Source organism: Rhodococcus oxybenzonivorans (genome assembly GCF_003130705.1).
GTDB classification, from domain to species: domain Bacteria; phylum Actinomycetota; class Actinomycetes; order Mycobacteriales; family Mycobacteriaceae; genus Rhodococcus_F; species Rhodococcus_F oxybenzonivorans.
Genome location: NZ_CP021354.1, coordinates 268,985 through 284,470, shown reverse-complemented (window position 1 = coordinate 284,470; position 15,486 = coordinate 268,985). Strand labels below are relative to the sequence as shown.

16 protein-coding genes are annotated in these 15,486 nt (G+C 65.7%); 3 read left to right on the top strand and 13 right to left on the bottom strand.

The genetic code is table 11. The features are described from left to right. Positions 1-14: 14 nt before the first annotated feature. The 3 genes from CBI38_RS01390 to CBI38_RS01380 form a co-directional block, all read right to left on the bottom strand. On the bottom strand, positions 15-269 hold the full coding sequence (locus CBI38_RS01390) for a hypothetical protein (protein ID WP_109325756.1): 255 nt from the start codon (positions 267-269) through the stop codon (positions 15-17). Beyond that, positions 270-1,937, bottom strand: a complete 1,668-nt coding sequence (locus CBI38_RS01385) for an FAD-binding protein (RefSeq protein WP_109325755.1) — start codon at positions 1,935-1,937, stop codon at positions 270-272. A gap of 93 nt (positions 1,938-2,030) precedes the next feature. After that, positions 2,031-2,543: a flavin reductase family protein gene (locus CBI38_RS01380; protein WP_109325754.1), complete on the bottom strand. Its 513-nt coding sequence runs from the start codon at positions 2,541-2,543 to the stop codon at positions 2,031-2,033. Positions 2,544-2,676: 133 nt separating this feature from the next. Here CBI38_RS01380 and CBI38_RS01375 point away from each other — a divergent pair, with 133 nt between their 5' ends. Then, on the top strand, positions 2,677-3,405 hold the full coding sequence (locus tag CBI38_RS01375) for a PadR family transcriptional regulator (protein WP_109325753.1): 729 nt from the start codon (positions 2,677-2,679) through the stop codon (positions 3,403-3,405). A 6-nt stretch (positions 3,406-3,411) separates the two neighbouring features. Here CBI38_RS01375 and CBI38_RS01370 read toward each other — a convergent pair whose 3' ends face one another. From CBI38_RS01370 to CBI38_RS01355, 4 genes are read right to left on the bottom strand one after another with little or no spacing between them, the layout of a single operon-like run. Then, positions 3,412-4,140: a tyrosine-protein phosphatase gene (locus tag CBI38_RS01370; RefSeq protein WP_109325752.1), complete on the bottom strand. Its 729-nt coding sequence runs from the start codon at positions 4,138-4,140 to the stop codon at positions 3,412-3,414. Beyond that, complete coding sequence (gene phnE, locus CBI38_RS01365) at positions 4,137-4,958, bottom strand: phosphonate ABC transporter, permease protein PhnE (RefSeq protein ID WP_109325744.1); 822 nt, start codon at positions 4,956-4,958, stop codon at positions 4,137-4,139. The genes CBI38_RS01370 and phnE overlap by 4 nt, the downstream gene beginning before the upstream one ends. 1 nt (position 4,959) lies before the next feature. After that, a complete protein-coding gene (phnC, locus tag CBI38_RS01360; RefSeq protein ID WP_109325740.1) occupies positions 4,960-5,745 on the bottom strand; it encodes a phosphonate ABC transporter ATP-binding protein in 786 nt (261 codons plus the stop codon). Then, positions 5,742-6,629: a phosphate/phosphite/phosphonate ABC transporter substrate-binding protein gene (locus CBI38_RS01355; protein ID WP_109325738.1), complete on the bottom strand. Its 888-nt coding sequence runs from the start codon at positions 6,627-6,629 to the stop codon at positions 5,742-5,744. The genes phnC and CBI38_RS01355 overlap by 4 nt, the downstream gene beginning before the upstream one ends. A gap of 160 nt (positions 6,630-6,789) precedes the next feature. On the opposite strand from CBI38_RS01355, the gene CBI38_RS01350 reads away from it, so the two are divergent. Next, complete coding sequence (locus tag CBI38_RS01350) at positions 6,790-7,545, top strand: GntR family transcriptional regulator (protein WP_109325737.1); 756 nt, start codon at positions 6,790-6,792, stop codon at positions 7,543-7,545. 32 nt (positions 7,546-7,577) lie between these two features. Here CBI38_RS01350 and CBI38_RS01345 read toward each other — a convergent pair whose 3' ends face one another. From CBI38_RS01345 to CBI38_RS01330, 4 genes are all read right to left on the bottom strand, one after another. Then, positions 7,578-8,372: an IclR family transcriptional regulator gene (locus CBI38_RS01345; RefSeq protein ID WP_109325736.1), complete on the bottom strand. Its 795-nt coding sequence runs from the start codon at positions 8,370-8,372 to the stop codon at positions 7,578-7,580. A 163-nt stretch (positions 8,373-8,535) separates the two neighbouring features. Then, a complete protein-coding gene (gene bphC, locus CBI38_RS01340; RefSeq protein ID WP_109325735.1) occupies positions 8,536-9,441 on the bottom strand; it encodes a biphenyl-2,3-diol 1,2-dioxygenase in 906 nt (301 codons plus the stop codon). Between the two features lie 35 nt (positions 9,442-9,476). Continuing rightward, positions 9,477-10,658 carry an acyl-CoA dehydrogenase family protein gene (locus CBI38_RS01335; RefSeq protein WP_109325734.1) on the bottom strand — a complete coding sequence of 394 codons (1,182 nt, stop codon included), beginning with the start codon at positions 10,656-10,658 and terminating at the stop codon, positions 9,477-9,479. A gap of 28 nt (positions 10,659-10,686) precedes the next feature. Beyond that, on the bottom strand, positions 10,687-11,847 hold the full coding sequence (locus tag CBI38_RS01330) for a Rieske 2Fe-2S domain-containing protein (protein WP_109334787.1): 1,161 nt from the start codon (positions 11,845-11,847) through the stop codon (positions 10,687-10,689). Between the two features lie 217 nt (positions 11,848-12,064). Between CBI38_RS01330 and CBI38_RS01325 the strand changes: the two genes are divergently transcribed. Then, entirely contained in the window at positions 12,065-12,550 is a 486-nt protein-coding gene (locus tag CBI38_RS01325) for a hypothetical protein (protein WP_109325733.1), read from the top strand. Between the two features lie 73 nt (positions 12,551-12,623). On the opposite strand, the gene CBI38_RS01320 is transcribed toward CBI38_RS01325, so the two are convergent. Further along, the gene (locus CBI38_RS01320) at positions 12,624-14,285 is read right to left on the bottom strand and encodes a flavin-containing monooxygenase (RefSeq protein ID WP_109325732.1); all 1,662 of its coding nucleotides are present in this window, start codon (positions 14,283-14,285) and stop codon (positions 12,624-12,626) included. 132 nt (positions 14,286-14,417) lie between these two features. Further along, positions 14,418-15,470, bottom strand: a complete 1,053-nt coding sequence (locus CBI38_RS01315; protein WP_109325731.1) for a ferredoxin--NADP reductase — start codon at positions 15,468-15,470, stop codon at positions 14,418-14,420. Positions 15,471-15,486 lie beyond the last annotated feature (16 nt).

Here is a 15,486-nt window from a genome sequence, read left to right as displayed (position 1 = left end):
TCGTCCGCTTCCTCCTAGTCCAGGCGTCCGGGCGTCGGATAGCTGCGCAGCGACAGCCCTACCCGCCCGTCGTCCACGGCGTCGTCGATCGAGCCGCGCAGGGCCCCACAAGTGGGGATGAACATCGAGTGCTCCCCTGCCGCAGCGAGTTGCGCGAACTCCGGGCAGGACCGTTCGGCGTCACCGAGCCATTGCACACTGGTGTGCGCTTCGCTGTACTTTTCGACGAGTACCGAATTTCCGCAGCGACGGCATTCGACGGGCAGCATTCAGCTCACCGCCCCGGCGGCGTGACGCGCCCCGATCCAGCCGAACACCATTGCGGGCCCGATCGTCGCACCCGCGCCGGCATAGTCGTTGCCCATCACCGATGCCGACGTGTTGCCGGTGGCATAGAGTCCCGGAATCGGGTCGCCGCCCCGGTTGAGTACCTGGCTGTGCTCGTTGCACGCCAGACCGCCCTTGGTTCCGAGGTCACCCGCCTCCATCCGCACCGCGTAGTACGGGGCCTTCTCCACCTCGTCGAGCGTCGGATTGGGCAGTCGCGGGTCTCCGTAGTAACGGTCGTACGCGCTGTCGCCGCGTCCGAAGTCGGAATCGACTCCCGCGCGGGCGAACCCGTTGAACCTGTCGATCTCGGCCGCGAAGGCGCCGGCCGGAACACCCATCTTCTCCGCGAGCGCCGCGATTGAATCGGCCCGCAGCATCAGCCCCGTGTCGAACCACTCGGCTGAGAACTTCTGGCCGGGCATCACACCGCCGAACTGGTAGCGGCTCTTGGCTTTCGAGTCGAAGACGAACCAGACCGGGTCGTGCCTTCCGGCGATCTGGTCGTGGACGAACGACACGTACGGCGACGCCTCGTTGGTGAAGCGTCGACCGTTCTGATCGACGATCAGGGACGGGGGAATCGAACGCTCCGACACCAGGACGTGCATGATGCCGTCGGGACGCCGGAACGACGGCATCCACCAGGCGTCGTCCATCAGGTCGAGTGCGGCGCCCACCTGCTCACCGGCCATGATCCCGTCACCGGTGTTGTCGGGTGAGCCTGCGCTGTAGTTGTCCTTGCCGCCTTCACGCAGATATTTCTTCCGCAATTGCTCGTTCTGCTCGAATCCTCCGGTCGCCAGCAGCACGCCGCGGCGCGCCCGGATTTTCAGCTCACGCTTCCCGGCGTCGACCACCGCACCGGTGACGGCACCGGAGGCGTCCGTGACGAGGCTCTTCAGTGGGGAGTTGAGCCAGAGCGGAACGCCCGCCTCCTTCAGCGCGAGCCGTAAGCGGCCCACGAGCGCCTGCCCCAGTGTTTCCATTCGCCTGCGCCGCACCATGGCGACGACCGAGCGCCAACCGACACCGAGTGCGGTTCTGCGTCCGGCCCACGTCCGGAAGAACATGTTGAGGTGCCGGAACTCCGTCGACGTCATGTACAGGCCACCGGGCATCGCCAACGCGTTGGGACGTTGCAACTCGCGGTCGGAACCGAGCAGGTTCATGTCGAACGGCAGAGGCTCGACGGTACGACCCTCGGCGCGCCCACCCACGTTCTCGGGGTGGTAGTCGGAATAGTCCTTACACCAGGAGAACCGGAGATGAGAACTCGCCTGTTCCAGGAACCGCATCATCGCCGGGCCCTGTTCGATGTAGGCCTCGAGGCGTTCGGGCGGGACGCTGTCGCCGACGATCGAGTCCAGGTACCGCCGGACCTCGCCCGGATCATCGGTCATACCCTCGCGGAGCAGAACCGGCGAGTTGGGAATCCACAGGGCTCCGCCCGAGAGGGCCGTCGAACCGCCGTACACCGAGGCCTTTTCGACGACGAGAGTGTCGAGTCCCCGCCCGGCACCTGCGAGCGCGGCAGTCATGCCACCCGCGCCGCTGCCGATCACCAGAAGATCGACTTCCCGGTCCCATTCCTGCTCGTCTACGCTCATCGTGCACACCTTCCGAAGTGGTCTCGATCACACTCTGCCGGTGTCGATTCCGCTTTCCCACAACTCTTCCCGCGGAGCGGGAGACGCATCCGACTATCCGGCGAAGAGTCCGAGTCCGCCGCGGTAGACCAGCAGCGGCGGTGCATCACGCAACGCGCGCAGGCCGGTGACACGCGCGACGGCGATCGTGTGATCGCCCGCATCGTGTTCGACTTCGACGGTGGCCTCCACCTGGGCGAGAGCGCCGTCCAGCGCGGGTGCACCGTTGTCGGCATACGACCACCCGACGTCGGCGAACTTGTCTCCCCCGCTGGTCGCGAAGGTTCGGCACACGTCGCGCTGGTCGTGGGCGAGCACATTGATGCAGATGCGTTCACTCGCTCGCAGGTGAGGCCAGCTCGTCGACGTGCGGGCCGGGCAGAACGACACGTACGGCGGTTCGAGCGACAACGAGACGAACGACTGGCACGTGAAACCGTGCGGGCTCGTGCCGTCGTGGGCAGTGACGACGGTGACGCCGGTGCAGAAGTGCCCGAGCACGGACTTGAAATCGGACGGTGCGAAGCCGCGGACGACCGGTGGTGCCGGTTCCTCGGTTCGTGTCATCGTGCCTCCTACCAGTACGAGTCGACAGAGTTCGACGGGTTGCCTCCAGCTTGGACGGCGCCGCCCTCCGCCGGAACGGTCCGTCCCGCCCAGCGGCAGGCTTTCGTAGGTCGGTGGTTGATAGGCTCCGGACATGCCTTCGTCCGACCCGCCACAGAGCTCTGGTTTCGCCGGCCTTCGGTCGACGAGTTGGCCGGTGCTCGGCATCTTGTCGTTCGGCGAGGAGCTGTCCGGATACGACCTCAAGAAGTGGGCGTCGTACAGCGTGCGCTTCTTCTACTGGAGCCCGTCGTTCAGTCAGGTGTACTCGGAACTCAAGAAGCTCGAGGAGCTGGGATACGTCACGTCGCGGACCGTCGTCGACGACGAGTCGCGCGTGAAACCCAAGCGGCTGTACAAGATCACGGACACCGGTATGGCCGTTATCCGCAGCTGGGCGCGCGAGGCCCCCATCGATCCGCCGGTGCTCAAGCACGGTGTGATGCTGCGGATGTGGCTCGGCCATCTCACCGAACCCGATCATCTCAAAGAAGCTCTCCGCGAGCACATCTCGTACGTGGAGGGCATGAGCAGACAGGCCGGGCTCGACGCCCGCGACTCCGAAGTCGAACCGACGTGGGCCTTCGCGCACATGGTCAACAAGTGGTCGGAGCGTTATTACGCAGCCGAGGGCGAACTCGCGAAACAGATGCTCGCCGACATCGACGAGGCCACCCGAAGGATCCGGGGCGAGGACACCCCGGAGCACCCCGGTGTTCCCAAACCCACTGAAACACATGCCATCCGCAGATCCCGCGCCGCCCTGCAGGAGTACCAGGCTGCCATGAAGGCGGCGCGGGACGCAGAAGAGGCGGAGGGCTGACCCGACTCAGCCTCGAGTGTCGCCGTTTTCGGTGAAACGGGCAGTCCAGCGTTCGAGGGCGTCCTCGGTGGCTCCCCGTTGCAGGAGCCAGGTCCGCACTCCACCGGGTTCCGCGTCCCACGTGTCGAGAACACCCTGGATCGCCTCCGGAGGGGCGCCGACCAGGTCCCGGTTGGTGGGATGAACCCGCCCGAGTTCCGGCGCGAATCGGGTGATCCTCGCGAGCACCGCGTCCATGTGGTCGTTGGTCGCCGTGTAGTCGTCCACCACCTCCGCTGCGCCGACACCCGCAACACGCAGAAGCATTGCGACCGCGATGCCGGTCCGGTCCTTCCCGGCGGCACAGTGGAGGAGAATCGGGCCGGGTGCGGTGGCCGCCACGTCGAGGATCTCCGCCAGTTGTGCGCCGGCCCGGTCGAGCACCCTCAGGTAGAGATCGGCCAGACGGAAATTCGGGTCCGGCCGGGCGACCTCCCTGTCCGACATCAGCGCGATTCGGTGGACCACGGTGTCGGCCGAGTCGAACGGATGCGCGCGTGTCGCCTGTTCCCGGGGACTGCGCAAATCGACGACGGTCTGCACGGGCCACTCCGCCACGCCGGTCGGCGTTGCGTCGCCGTCGACCGGAAGTGCGCTGCGGTAGAGCACCCCGCTGCGGGTCTGCAGCCCGTCGTGGAGCGGCAAGCCACCGAGGTCACGCAGATTCGGTAGGGCGTCGGTCTCGGCGACGGTCATGTGAGCTTCTTCCGTAGATGGGAGGCGACGCGATCGAGGGTAACCACCACCACGAGAACGACGAGAACGATGGTGAGGACACTGCCGTATTCGAAGAGGCGGAGCTGCTGCGTCAGTTCCATTCCGATACCGCCCGCACCGACGATACCGAGAAGGGAGGCAGCGCGGACATTCCCGTCGAGCATGAGCAGCGTGTAGCTCGCGACGGTCGGTGTGCTCTGCGGCAGGAGGACCCAGCTGATGCGCTGCGCCCGGCTCGCCCCGGACGCCGCGGCAGCTTCCCACGCGCGCATGTCGGTCGTTTCGAAAATGTCGGCGAACAGACGTGCCATCCCGGCGGCCGAACCGATGATGATCGCCAGCGTGCCCGCGAGTGGGCCGAGCCCGACGGCCGAGACGAACAGCAACGCCCACATCAGCTCGGGAATAGCGCGCGTGAGGTTGATCGAGCTGCGGGCGGCGTGGTGAAGCCAGGCCTGGTCGAACACCGAGCGCGCCGCGAGCAGCGCCCACGGTATGGCGAAGAGCACTCCGACCGCGGTTCCGATGACGGCGATCGCCAGGGTCTCCCCCATCAGGGCAATCGCCGTGGGGAGGATGGCGAGGTCGGGCGGAAACATCCGTCCGACGAAATCGGCGATGTTGGGGATGCCGTCGAGCAGAGCGGCCACCGAGAATTCGGTGGCACCTGCCGCCCAGAGAAGGACGGTCAACACGATGACCACCCCGGCCGCGGTCTGCGAGGACGGTCTCCGCAGAGCCGCCAGGTCGGCCGTGCTTTCGACTGCCTCCGGCTTCGGTTCGGTATCGAGTGTCATCTCACTGCACCCCTACGGGAGAACGGGCCGGATCGGCGTAGAGGAGATCGAGGTCGGACGAGGACACGTCACACACCGGTCGGTCGAACACGAGGCGGCCCGCACGAAGCCCGATCAGGCGGTCGGCGACGTGCCTGGCCAGGTCGACGTCGTGCAGGTTCAGGACCGCGGTGAGCTGTTCGACGCGCGCGAGACGGACGATGTCGTCGACCACCCCGCGCGCGAGCACGGGATCGAGGTTCGCGACCGGTTCGTCCGCCAACAGCATGTCCGGCTGCTGGGCGAGGGCTCGCGCAATGGCGACCCGCTGCCGCTGTCCGCCCGACAGTGCATCGGCGCGTTTACGCAACTGCTCGCCGAGGCCGAGTCGCCGCACGCTCTCGACGGCGATCTCCCGGTCGCTCCGCCGAACGAAGTGCAGGAGGCTGGGCAACACCGGCTGATACGCGAGGCGCCCGATCAACGCGTTGGACAGCACTGTCGCGCGCTCGACGAGCTGAAACTCCTGGAACACCACACCGACCCGGGCATGTGCGCGACGTCTGGCTCGACCGCGCAGCGCGCTGCGGTCCTCGCCGTCGCGCAGAACACGGCCGTCCGTCGGAATCTCGAGCCCCGCCAGGCAACGCATCAGCGTCGACTTCCCGGCGCCGCTGCGGCCGAGGACCGCCACGATCTCACCGGCGTGAACCTGCAGCGACACGGAGTGGAGGGCAGTCGTACCGTCCGGATACCGGTAGCTCACAGCGTCCGCCTCGAGTCGCGGAGGCATAACGACGTCGCTCATTTCCGCGACAACTCCTCGAGATCCACGCCGAGCTCGCTGGCGGCGTCCCGGAAGAGGTCGAAATCGGCGGCGGTCGCTTTTTCGAAGCTGGTGGCCTTCACCACGCCGAGCGCCGCCGCATTGTCGCCGTCGACGAAGGAGTCGACGATGCCCTGTTCGAGGGCCGGATCGAGGTCCTTGCGGGCGATGATGACCAGCGACACCGGGATCGGGTCGGATTCGGCGACCACCCGTTGCGTCGAACCGTCGATGACGCCCTTGTCCACCATCGTCTGATACGACGTTCGAGCGTCGGCGGCGCAGTCGACCGAGCCCTGCTTTACCGCGAGTTGGGCGGTGTCGTGGCCACCCGCATAACTGCCCTCGATATCGGTGTCCGGGTTGATGCCGGCCCGCTTCAGCAGGAGCTTCGGGATGTAGTTGCCGCTGGTCGATCCGGCGTCGACGAACGCGATCTTGCGTCCACGGAGATCGTCGATCGAGTCGATGCCGGTGTCCGTACGACACACGAACACCGAGCTGTACGCGGCGCCCTTGGCGACCACGAGAGGCGTGACACCGGCAACAGCCTCGGCGAGCGGTGTCGGGAACGGGCTGAATGCGGCCACATCGATCAGTCCCGAACGCATCGCCTCCACGATCGACAGGTAGTCACTGGTGGGCTTGACCTCGACGGGCTTACCCGAACCGGTGGCGATCAAGTCGGTGATCGGCGCGAACTTCGCCTGCAGGTCGGCGTTGGCCTCGGAGGGCGGTAGGCCCACCTTCAGAACCGCGTGTGCGCCGCCGTTCGCGGCCGAATCGCCGCACGCGGCGGCGCCACAAACGGTCAGAGCGCAGGTCGCTGCCGCCAGGGCTCGGCGCAGTCTCGGGCTGTTACTCACGGGAGGCCTCTCGAATCTGTCAATGGGGTAATCGAAGATTCATCTAGACAAGTAGACGTTCGCACCCAATGAGGTTTCGAGCAGATGAACCGTTTCACAACAGATAAATCGAGCGTCACACCGATCCCCTCGGCATCCCGAACTCATCTAGACTTCCGGCATGCCGAGCACTCTTCGTCGCAGCAAGGTCCCCCTCTACCGGCAGGTGCAGGAGGTGCTGGAGCGCCGGCTCGACGGCGGATCGCTTCGCCCGGGAGACAAGTTGCCACCTGAAACCGAACTTGCGGCTGAGCTCGGCGTCAACAGACTCACGGTGCGCCAGGCCATCGGTGAACTCACCAGGGCAGGCCGCGTCGTCGCACGGCAGGGCGCCGGAACATTCGTCGCTCAGCCGCCGCAACATTTTCCGATCGAGCTGACGCCCAGCTACATCAATGATCCGGATGGCATGAGCCACGCCTTCGCCGCGGTCGGGCGGCACGTCACCGAGTTCCTCGTCTCGAGTGAGGTGGTCCTCGGCGGCACCGCCCCCGAAGCCGAGGAGAATCTGCCCGGCTGCAGGCTCCGCCGCATCGACACTGTCCTCGCGGTGGACGGTGATCCCTGGTTCGTCAACGCTTACTGGTTGGACGACAAGCGCTTTCGCGGTATCACTCGCCTCCTCGGCGAGGGAACACCGATCTACTCGGTGTGGAACGACGCTTACAGAGTGCGCCTTCGGGCCGCGTGGCGTTCGTTCGGAGCCGGCTCGGCCACGCCGCGGGTCGCGGAGCTGCTCGACATTCCCACCGGCGCCGCCGTCGTCCTACGCGATGGGCTGAATCTCGACGAGGACGGCAAGGCCACCGTCTACATCAACCGGTCGTGCCGCAGCGACCGAGTGCGGTTCGTGGCCAATTACGTCGCGGAGACATAAATCTATTGCCGACAAAGGCCCCCGACTCGAGTTCAGGCGGAATGCCGGTCGGCGCGGCCTGCGCTCGGCGTCGCGGTCGCCATGTAGTTGCGCCAGGTTCCTTTGGCCGCCATGCGGATCGGAGCGGTCAGCCGGTGGTCGAGCTTGATCTGGCTGCTGGGTCCGCAGACGGAAATTGCCGCCACCACGTTGCCCTCGGTGCCCACGGGCACGGCAACACAGCTGACGCCCACGAGGTCCTCTTCCCGGTCGTACGCCGCTCCCCGTTCGCGCGTCTTCTGCAGCTCCGCGCGGAAGGCCGCAGGTGAGTCGATGCTGAACCGCGTGCTACGCGGCAACCCGGCGTCGACGACGCGGTCGACCACGTCCTCGGACGAATGGGCCAGCAGCACTTTGCCCACGCTCGTACAGTGCGCGGGCTGGCGGCCGCCCACCCGCGACGGAAGTCCGACCCCGAAGCGTCCGGCGATCTTCTCGAGATACACGACGTCGATGCCCTCGAGGATGGCGAAATGGACGGCATGGCCGGTGAGGCGGTGCAGTTCGTGCAGGAAGGGAAGCGCGGCACGGTGCAGTCGGTCCTGGTGCACGGCGAGCGAACCGAGCTCGAACAGTCGCATACCGAGTTCGTAGTCGCGACCTTCACGTCTCAGCCACCTCAGCTGCACCAGCCGCTCGAGCATCCTGTGCGCGGAGGAACGCGGCAGTCCCGTGCGGCGCACGATCTGGGCGAGGGTGAGCCGTCCCGGACCGTCGAAGGCGTCGAGGAGAAGAGCGGCTCGATCGAGGCCGGCGGTGGGGGTTGCGGGGCTGAGTGTCGTAGTCATGGGGACCTCCGTTGCGCCGCTGTGCTGGAGAACGACGCGTTGTGTGACTGGCGACACTTACTATAAATAGGCATATACCTATTTGCAATACGTCAGCCTGCCCGAACAGGCAAAAGGCCCGGTACCGCGTCAATCGACGCAGGTACCGGGCCTCGAACAGCCGCTACATGGCGGCCAGCGGTTCGCTTCCGGACCAGTCATGGCCCCAGTAGCTGTCGGCGGTGATCTCTTCGGCCGAGTAGTACTTCTCGTCCACCTTCATGCCCTCGGTGCCGAACTCGATGTCCCAGCCACCGGGGGCACGCACGTAGAACGACACCATCTTGTCGTTGGTGTGCCGGCCCAGCGTGGAAGAGACGGAGAACCCGTCCTTCACGACCCGGTCGAGGGCTTGTCCGACGGCGTCGAGTGTGTCGACCTCCACCATGATGTGCACCAGTCCCGGGGCGCCGCCGTGGGGTGCGGGGCACAGCGCCAGGCTGTGGTGCCGCTCGTTGACACCCATGAAGCGAACCCGCATCGGGCCGAACTCCGGCGGCGCCGGGATCCGGAAGGCGCCGCGGGGCAGGAACCCCAGCACGTCGGTGTAGAAGTCGAAGGCCCCATTGATGTCCATCACCGGCAGCACCACATGTCCGAGTCCCTGCGCGCCGGTCACGAACTTCGCGCCGAACGGGGTGACCACCGGAGAGTGATCGAGGACGGCGCCGTGGAAGATCTCGATCGTCGCCCCGGTCGGGTCCTGGAAGGTGACCACCTCTTCGACGCGGCGGGCGTCCGCTTCTTCCACCGACAGCGGCTTCACCGCGATCCCGGCGCCTTCGACCGCTTCCTGCACGCGCACCAGGCCCGCATGATCGCGGACCTCCCACCCGATGGTGACCACCTCGTCGGTGTCTCCCGGAACGATGACGATGCGGGCGGCACGCTCGTCCATGCGGAGATAGAGGGCATCCGTGTCCGGGCCCTTGCCCTCGGCGAAGCCGAGGACGTCGAACGCGAACGTGCGCCATCGTTCGAGGTCGTTGGTCTGGATCTTGACGTAACCCAGTCCCTTGATATCGGTCATAGTGTCTGTCCTTCTTCGTGTTTCGGTAACGCCGGTCAGATCATCGACTTGAGGTTGTCGGCGGGGTCGAGGCCGAGCGAGCTGAGCGCCGATGCGTGGTACACGGTGCTGGGGACATGAATGGCGTGAGCCAGCCCGGCGTGCGCGTCCCGCCAATACCGCTGCAGCGGCTTGTCCATGCGCAGAGCGTTACCGCCGGACCGCGCGAAGATCTGATCGACGGCGGTGACCGCCCGCCATGCGGCCCGGACCTGCGTTCGGCGACCGGCAGCTCGGTCCTCGAAGCTGACCTCCTTACCGGATTCGACCAGGTCCCAGATCTTGTCGACGTTCGCCAGGAGCTCCTGCCGCGCCGCATTGATGTCGGCCGCGGCCTCGCCGACGGCGAACAGCACGTAAGGGTCGTCCTTGATCGCGGTGCCCTGGGCCCCGACGCGGTCGCGCTGATAGTCGAGGTGCGCGGCGAGGGCGCCCTCCGCTATTCCCACGACGGCCGAGGAGATGCCGAGCGGGAACATCGTCGACCACGGCATGTTGTACAGCGTCTCGGTGCGGCCGAACTTCTGCACCGCCGTGCCGTTCATGACCTCGTCGGCGTCCATGACGCGGTAATCGGGGACGAAGGCGTTCCGGACGATGATGTCCTTGGAACCGGTACCCTTCAGCCCGACGACATTCCACGAATCCTCGACGATCTCGTAGTCACTGCGCGGAAGAATCATGTGCAGCATCTTCGGCGGCAACGCCATCGCGCCGTCCTTGTCGCCCAGCATGGCGCCCAAAAAAATCCAGTCGCAATGATCGGTGCCGGACGAGAACTGCCAGCGCCCGTTGAAGAGGTAGCCACCGTCGACCGGCGTCGCGATGCCGGTGGGCGCGTATGGCGAGGCCATCCACGTGTCGGTGTCCCGACCCCACACCTCCTCCTGCACTCTCGGGTCGGCGAACGCCAGTTGCCACGGGTGGACGCCGACGATGCCGCACACCCAGCCCGTGGCGGGGTCGAGGGCGGCAGCGGCCATCACTGTTTCCGCGAATGCGCGTGGATGTGCCTCGAATCCGCCGTAATTCGCCGGTTGCAGAAGCTTGATCGGCCCGGCTTCGCGGAGCTTCTTCGCGGTGTCGTCGGGCAGCCGGCCGATACGCTCGGCCTCGGGAGCCTGGTCGCGGAGCTCATCCGCGATGGCCATGATGTTGTCGAGAACCTCGTAGGTCATCGTTCGTGTCCTTTGTCTGTGAGCCCGCTCAGGCGTGGGTGTCGAGCGGTACGACGCCGTTGGCGAGGTTGTCGGCAACCTCCGCCTCCCAGCTCTGCACCGCCCGGGTGGTGTCGATCTCGAACTCGAAGCGCTTGGTCATGTCTTCGGTGATGTCCTCGACATCCACGTAGAACTGCTGGTACCAGCGGCGCAGCTGATACACCGGCCCGTCTTCCTCCGACAGCAGCGGGTTGTCGATACGCGACTTGTTGAGCCAGATGTCGACGTCCTGCTTGAACCCGAGCTCGACGCCCTCGGCGAATTGGGCCGCCATGCCGTTGGCCATCTCGTCCGACAGGCCCTCGGGCTTCTTGACCATGGCGCCCCACTGCAGCACGAACGAGTTGGACGTCACCGGATAGTGGCAGTTGATGAGCACCGTCTCGATCATCATGCCGTTCGCCTCACTCCACAGCTTGTCGATCATGTAGGACGGGCCGAAGTACGACGCGTCCGAGCGCAGCGTGGAGTTGGGGTCGTCGTAGCTGGTGCCCACCGAGATGTCGTGGCGTGGCGTCGACCGCATGTACTGGGTGGCGACGTGCCCCTCGAACACATTCTTGAAGTAGCGCGGGAACGAGAAGTGGACGTAGTAGAAGTGCGCCATGTCGACCACGTTGTCGACGATCTCGCGACAGTGCGAACCCTCCACCAGCAACGAGTTCCAGGTCCAGTCGGTCCACTCCGAAGACCCGACGCCGTCGATCTCGGGGATCGTCACGTCGGCCGGCGGCGGGTTGCCCTGCGGGTCGTTCCAGACGTAGAGCTGCCCGTTGCGCTCGAGCGTGGTCCAGGCCCGGGTGCGTGCGAGAGGGGGAACGCGTCGTGCGTAGGGAATTCCCGTGCACTTGCCATTGCTGCCCCAGCGCCAGTCGTGGAACGGGCAGGCGATGGAGTCACCCTTGACGGTGCCCTGCGCGAGGTTGCCGCCCATGTGCCGGCAATACGCGTCCAGCACACTGAGGGTGCCGTCGGAGGTCTCGAACACCACCAGGGACGTGCCGAACGCATCGACCTGATGCGGGGCGCCGTCCCGGAACGTCTTGGCCAAACCCAGGCAATGCCACCCGCGCGCGAATCGCGTGGGGGCAGAACCTACCTCGATCATCCGAACTTCGTCACCGTCTACGGCACCATTGCGCACCATGTCTACCTCCGCCTCGCTGTACGTCAAGAACACCCTCGGGGTGTGGTGCAGCTCATAGTCGGCTCGTCGAGTCCGGTGCGGTACCCAGCTCTCCCACTGAGCGAGAATCTTTCGCAAAGAACCCGGTTCCCCTCCCGTTGACAGGGAACGCGGCCGTCGTGCGAGCCCAGCACGATTAGCGTGCACTTCACGCACACCCTCGACATCGGGAGGACCGATGGCCGCCGCCACCACGACACACACCCGCACAGCCTGGATTCGGCACCTCTGCGACGGCTCTCGCACCCCCGGCACAGCTCTTCCGCCGAGGGCCGTCGAGCAGGACTATGTCTTTCTGCACCCGGATCAGATGCGCGAGGACCTTCGCGTGCAGTCCCGGACGGACGGCACCGAGGTGCTGGTGCAGGGCCGGGATTCCGACGAGAGGCTCGTCGTCGAATTCTGGTCCAATGTCGTCGGTTCAGGGCCCGCCGACGCCGCAGCCGACCTACTCGAGCAACACTGTGCCGATCGGCATTTCGGAACCTTGCGCCGGTTCCGTACCCGTATTCGGCGAGAGATCACCACCGGCGCCCGGTATTCCGCTGCCGTGCAGCAGACCTACGTCCAGGACGGCACCCGAATGGTGGACGTCACCGTCACGTGCACGCTCGGCGGTGACGTGCTCGCTCAGGCCTGGGCCACCTACGCTCTTCCCGACTAACTTTGGTGCTTTCTCTCACGAAACAGTCAGCCGCGCAGGCAATTGCCTGCGCGGCTGACCATTGTCTCGGGAACTATCCCACCCGGTCGGCCAACCGAGTGCGAGACCGGCAGAAGTCGAAACCCCGAAATCCCTCGTCCGCGACTTCGGCCAAGATCTTGCCGTACGCACCGAAGCCGCCGATATACGGCATGAAGACGCGAGGCTTCCCCGGAATGTTCGCACCCATGTACCACGAATTGGCCAGGGGGAAGAGAGTGGTGGACGCCAGCTCCCGGCAATGCTCCACCCAACGGTCCGTAGCCGGGACGGTCGCCTCGATCGCGTCGTAGTCGTTCTCCCACAGGTGCTCGATGCAGGCCGCGATCCAGTCGATGTGCTGTTCGGCACCCAGCACCATGTTGGCCAGCACCGACGGGCTACCCGGGCCGGTCACGACGAACATGTTGGGGAACCCCGGAACACCGACTCCGAGATACGTCTTGGGCCCTTCGCTCCAGCACTCGGCGAGGGACACACCCGCCCGTCCCACAATGCGCATTCGATCGAGGGCGCCGGTCATGGCGTCGAAGCCGGTGGCGAACACCAGCGTGTCGAGGGTGTACTCGGTGTCGGTGGTGGTGATGCCCGACCTGGTGATGGACTCGATCGGTGTCTCTTTCAGATCGACCAGCGTCACATTCGGTCGGTTGTAGGTTTCGAAGTAGTGGGTGTCGGTGACGATGCGCTTGGTACCGATGGGGTGATCGTTCGGGATCAGCTTCTCGGCAATCGCCGGGTCGTCGACCAACCGGCGAATCTTCTGCTCGGCGAATTCGCGTGCGGTGGCGTTGGCGGCATCCGTCCTGGTTTGATCGGGAAAGGTTTTCGCGAACAGGACCCCACCCAGCTTCCAGCGCTCCTCGTAGGCGGCGCGGCGTTCCTCCTCGGACACCTCCAGCGCAGACTTCGGATGCGCGTTGTACGGCGAGCCGCCGCCACTCTCGCGGGAGAGCCTGCGACGTTCGGCGTAACCGGCCTTGATCGCGCGCCGCATCTCGTCGTCCCACGACATATTGCCCGCGGGAACGCTGTAGTTCGCGCTGCGCTGGAACACGTAGAGGTGGTCCGCCTGCTCGGCGATGAGCGGGATCGATTGGATCCCCGACGACCCGGTGCCGATCACCCCGACCTTCTTACCGGTGAAATCGACCCCCTCGTGCGGCCAGTGACCGGTGTGATGGGTGTCGCCCGAGAATGATTCGCGCCCGGGAATGTTCGGCATATTGGCGGTGGACAAGGCACCCGTCGCGAAGATGCAGTACTGGGCCGTCAGGACGTCGCCGCGGTCGGTACGCACCTCCCACCGCAACGATTCCTCGTCCAGCTCGGCCGATGTCACCCGGGTCTCGAACAGGAAATGGTCCCTGAGGTCGAAACGGTCGGCGACGTGGTTGATGTACGCCAGGATTTCGGGTTGCGTGGCGTACTTCTCGCTCCAGTTCCACTCCTGCTCGAGCTCAGGGGAAAACGAGTACGAGTAGTCGACGCTCTCGACGTCGCAGCGGGCTCCGGGGTAGCGATTCCAGTACCAGGTTCCGCCCACACCCGCAGCTGTTTCGATACCCCGGACGGTCAGGCCGAGGCTCCGCAGTTTGTACACGGCGTACAGTCCGGCGAATCCGGCGCCGACGACCACCGCATCCACGGTGTCGATCCGGTTCGCACGAGCAGCATCTTCGGTGCGTGCACTCACGGGCGCGCTCCTCTCCCAGTCGATGGACATAGCCGGCAAAACGCCTGACTGGGACGGTAGGTGGAGACGGGCAGGGCGCCCCAGACCCGTTCCCGGTGAGCGGTCCCCACTCCTGGCCGACGCTGGGTGTACTCAGAATTCGATTCGGAGATGTTCGCTGACGGGTCGTGCCTGGCAGGCGAGAATGTAACCGTTCGCGATGTCTTCGGGATCGAGTATCGCGGCACTGTCCATCGAGACCTCTCCCTCGATCACGGTGCACGCGCACGAACCACATTCGCCCTCACGGCACGAATACGGGACTTCGAGCCCCTTGGACAGCATGACGTCGACCAGGGTGGCTGCGCGTGGCCAGCTGAGGTTATGGGTGTCGCCGTCGAGCTGCACCTCGACCGTGGCCGTCGACCCCTCGTCACCGACCGGAATCTGCTCGACCTCGGGCGCGAACGGATCACCCGACAGCGAGGTGAACACCTCGGCGTGCACCTTGTTCCGCGGCATGCCGACGAGCGCGAGCGCCTCGTGAATTGCGCCCATGAACGGTCGTGGTCCGCACACATACGCCCGGCGGTCGTGCCACCGATCCGACAGACTCGCCAACTGCCGCGCAGTGGGCAGGCCCTGCACACTCTCGAGCCAGTGCACGACGGTGAGCCGATCGTCGTGGCGGGAGGCAAGCTCTCGCAGCTCCGCCGCGAAGATGATCGACCTCTCGTCCCGGTTCGCGTAGAAAAGCATGACCTTGCCGCTGCCCTGGCTCAACGCGGACTTCAGGATCGACATCACCGGGGTGATCCCACTGCCCGCGGCGAACAGGAGCACGTCCTCGTCGAGATCGACCGGCGTGAACGCTCCTGCCGGCGGGAGAACCTCGATTCGGTCACCGACGTCGACGTGATCGCACAGCCAGTGCGAACCGTAGCCGTCCGCGGTGCGCTTGATCGTGACCTTCGGGAGGTCGTCGGTGAACGGCGAGCTGGCCAGCGAGTAACACCTCGCCACCGAGCCGGATCGATCACTCGGAATACGCAGCGTCAGAAACTGGCCGGGTTTGTAGGCGAATTCGTCTCGCCGTTCGGGCGGAACGTCGAATACCAACGATCGCGCCTCGGACGTCTCCTCCACCACAGCGGCGACGGTCACCACTACTGATCGTGAATTGCGCGGTGTTGTAACGGTCGTCATCGCGACGGTGCCCTCT

Bases quoted from the DNA above. Each gene is read 5' to 3' on its own strand.
- phnC (WP_109325740.1), bottom strand. From the start codon at position 5,745: ATGAGCGACGTCGTTATGCCTCCGCGACTCGAGGCGGACGCTGTGAGC.
- CBI38_RS01385 (WP_109325755.1), bottom strand. From the start codon at position 1,937: ATGAGCGTAGACGAGCAGGAATGGGACCGGGAAGTCGATCTTCTGGTG.
- bphC (WP_109325735.1), bottom strand. From the start codon at position 9,441: ATGACCGATATCAAGGGACTGGGTTACGTCAAGATCCAGACCAACGAC.
- CBI38_RS01335 (WP_109325734.1), bottom strand. From the start codon at position 10,658: ATGACCTACGAGGTTCTCGACAACATCATGGCCATCGCGGATGAGCTC.
- CBI38_RS01380 (WP_109325754.1), bottom strand. From the start codon at position 2,543: ATGACACGAACCGAGGAACCGGCACCACCGGTCGTCCGCGGCTTCGCA.
- CBI38_RS01325 (WP_109325733.1), top strand. From the start codon at position 12,065: ATGGCCGCCGCCACCACGACACACACCCGCACAGCCTGGATTCGGCAC.
- phnE (WP_109325744.1), bottom strand. From the start codon at position 4,958: ATGACACTCGATACCGAACCGAAGCCGGAGGCAGTCGAAAGCACGGCC.
- CBI38_RS01315 (WP_109325731.1), bottom strand. From the start codon at position 15,470: ATGACGACCGTTACAACACCGCGCAATTCACGATCAGTAGTGGTGACC.
- CBI38_RS01350 (WP_109325737.1), top strand. From the start codon at position 6,790: ATGCCGAGCACTCTTCGTCGCAGCAAGGTCCCCCTCTACCGGCAGGTG.
- CBI38_RS01370 (WP_109325752.1), bottom strand. From the start codon at position 4,140: ATGACCGTCGCCGAGACCGACGCCCTACCGAATCTGCGTGACCTCGGT.
- CBI38_RS01390 (WP_109325756.1), bottom strand. From the start codon at position 269: ATGCTGCCCGTCGAATGCCGTCGCTGCGGAAATTCGGTACTCGTCGAA.
- CBI38_RS01345 (WP_109325736.1), bottom strand. From the start codon at position 8,372: ATGACTACGACACTCAGCCCCGCAACCCCCACCGCCGGCCTCGATCGA.
- CBI38_RS01375 (WP_109325753.1), top strand. From the start codon at position 2,677: ATGCCTTCGTCCGACCCGCCACAGAGCTCTGGTTTCGCCGGCCTTCGG.
- CBI38_RS01330 (WP_109334787.1), bottom strand. From the start codon at position 11,847: ATGGTGCGCAATGGTGCCGTAGACGGTGACGAAGTTCGGATGATCGAG.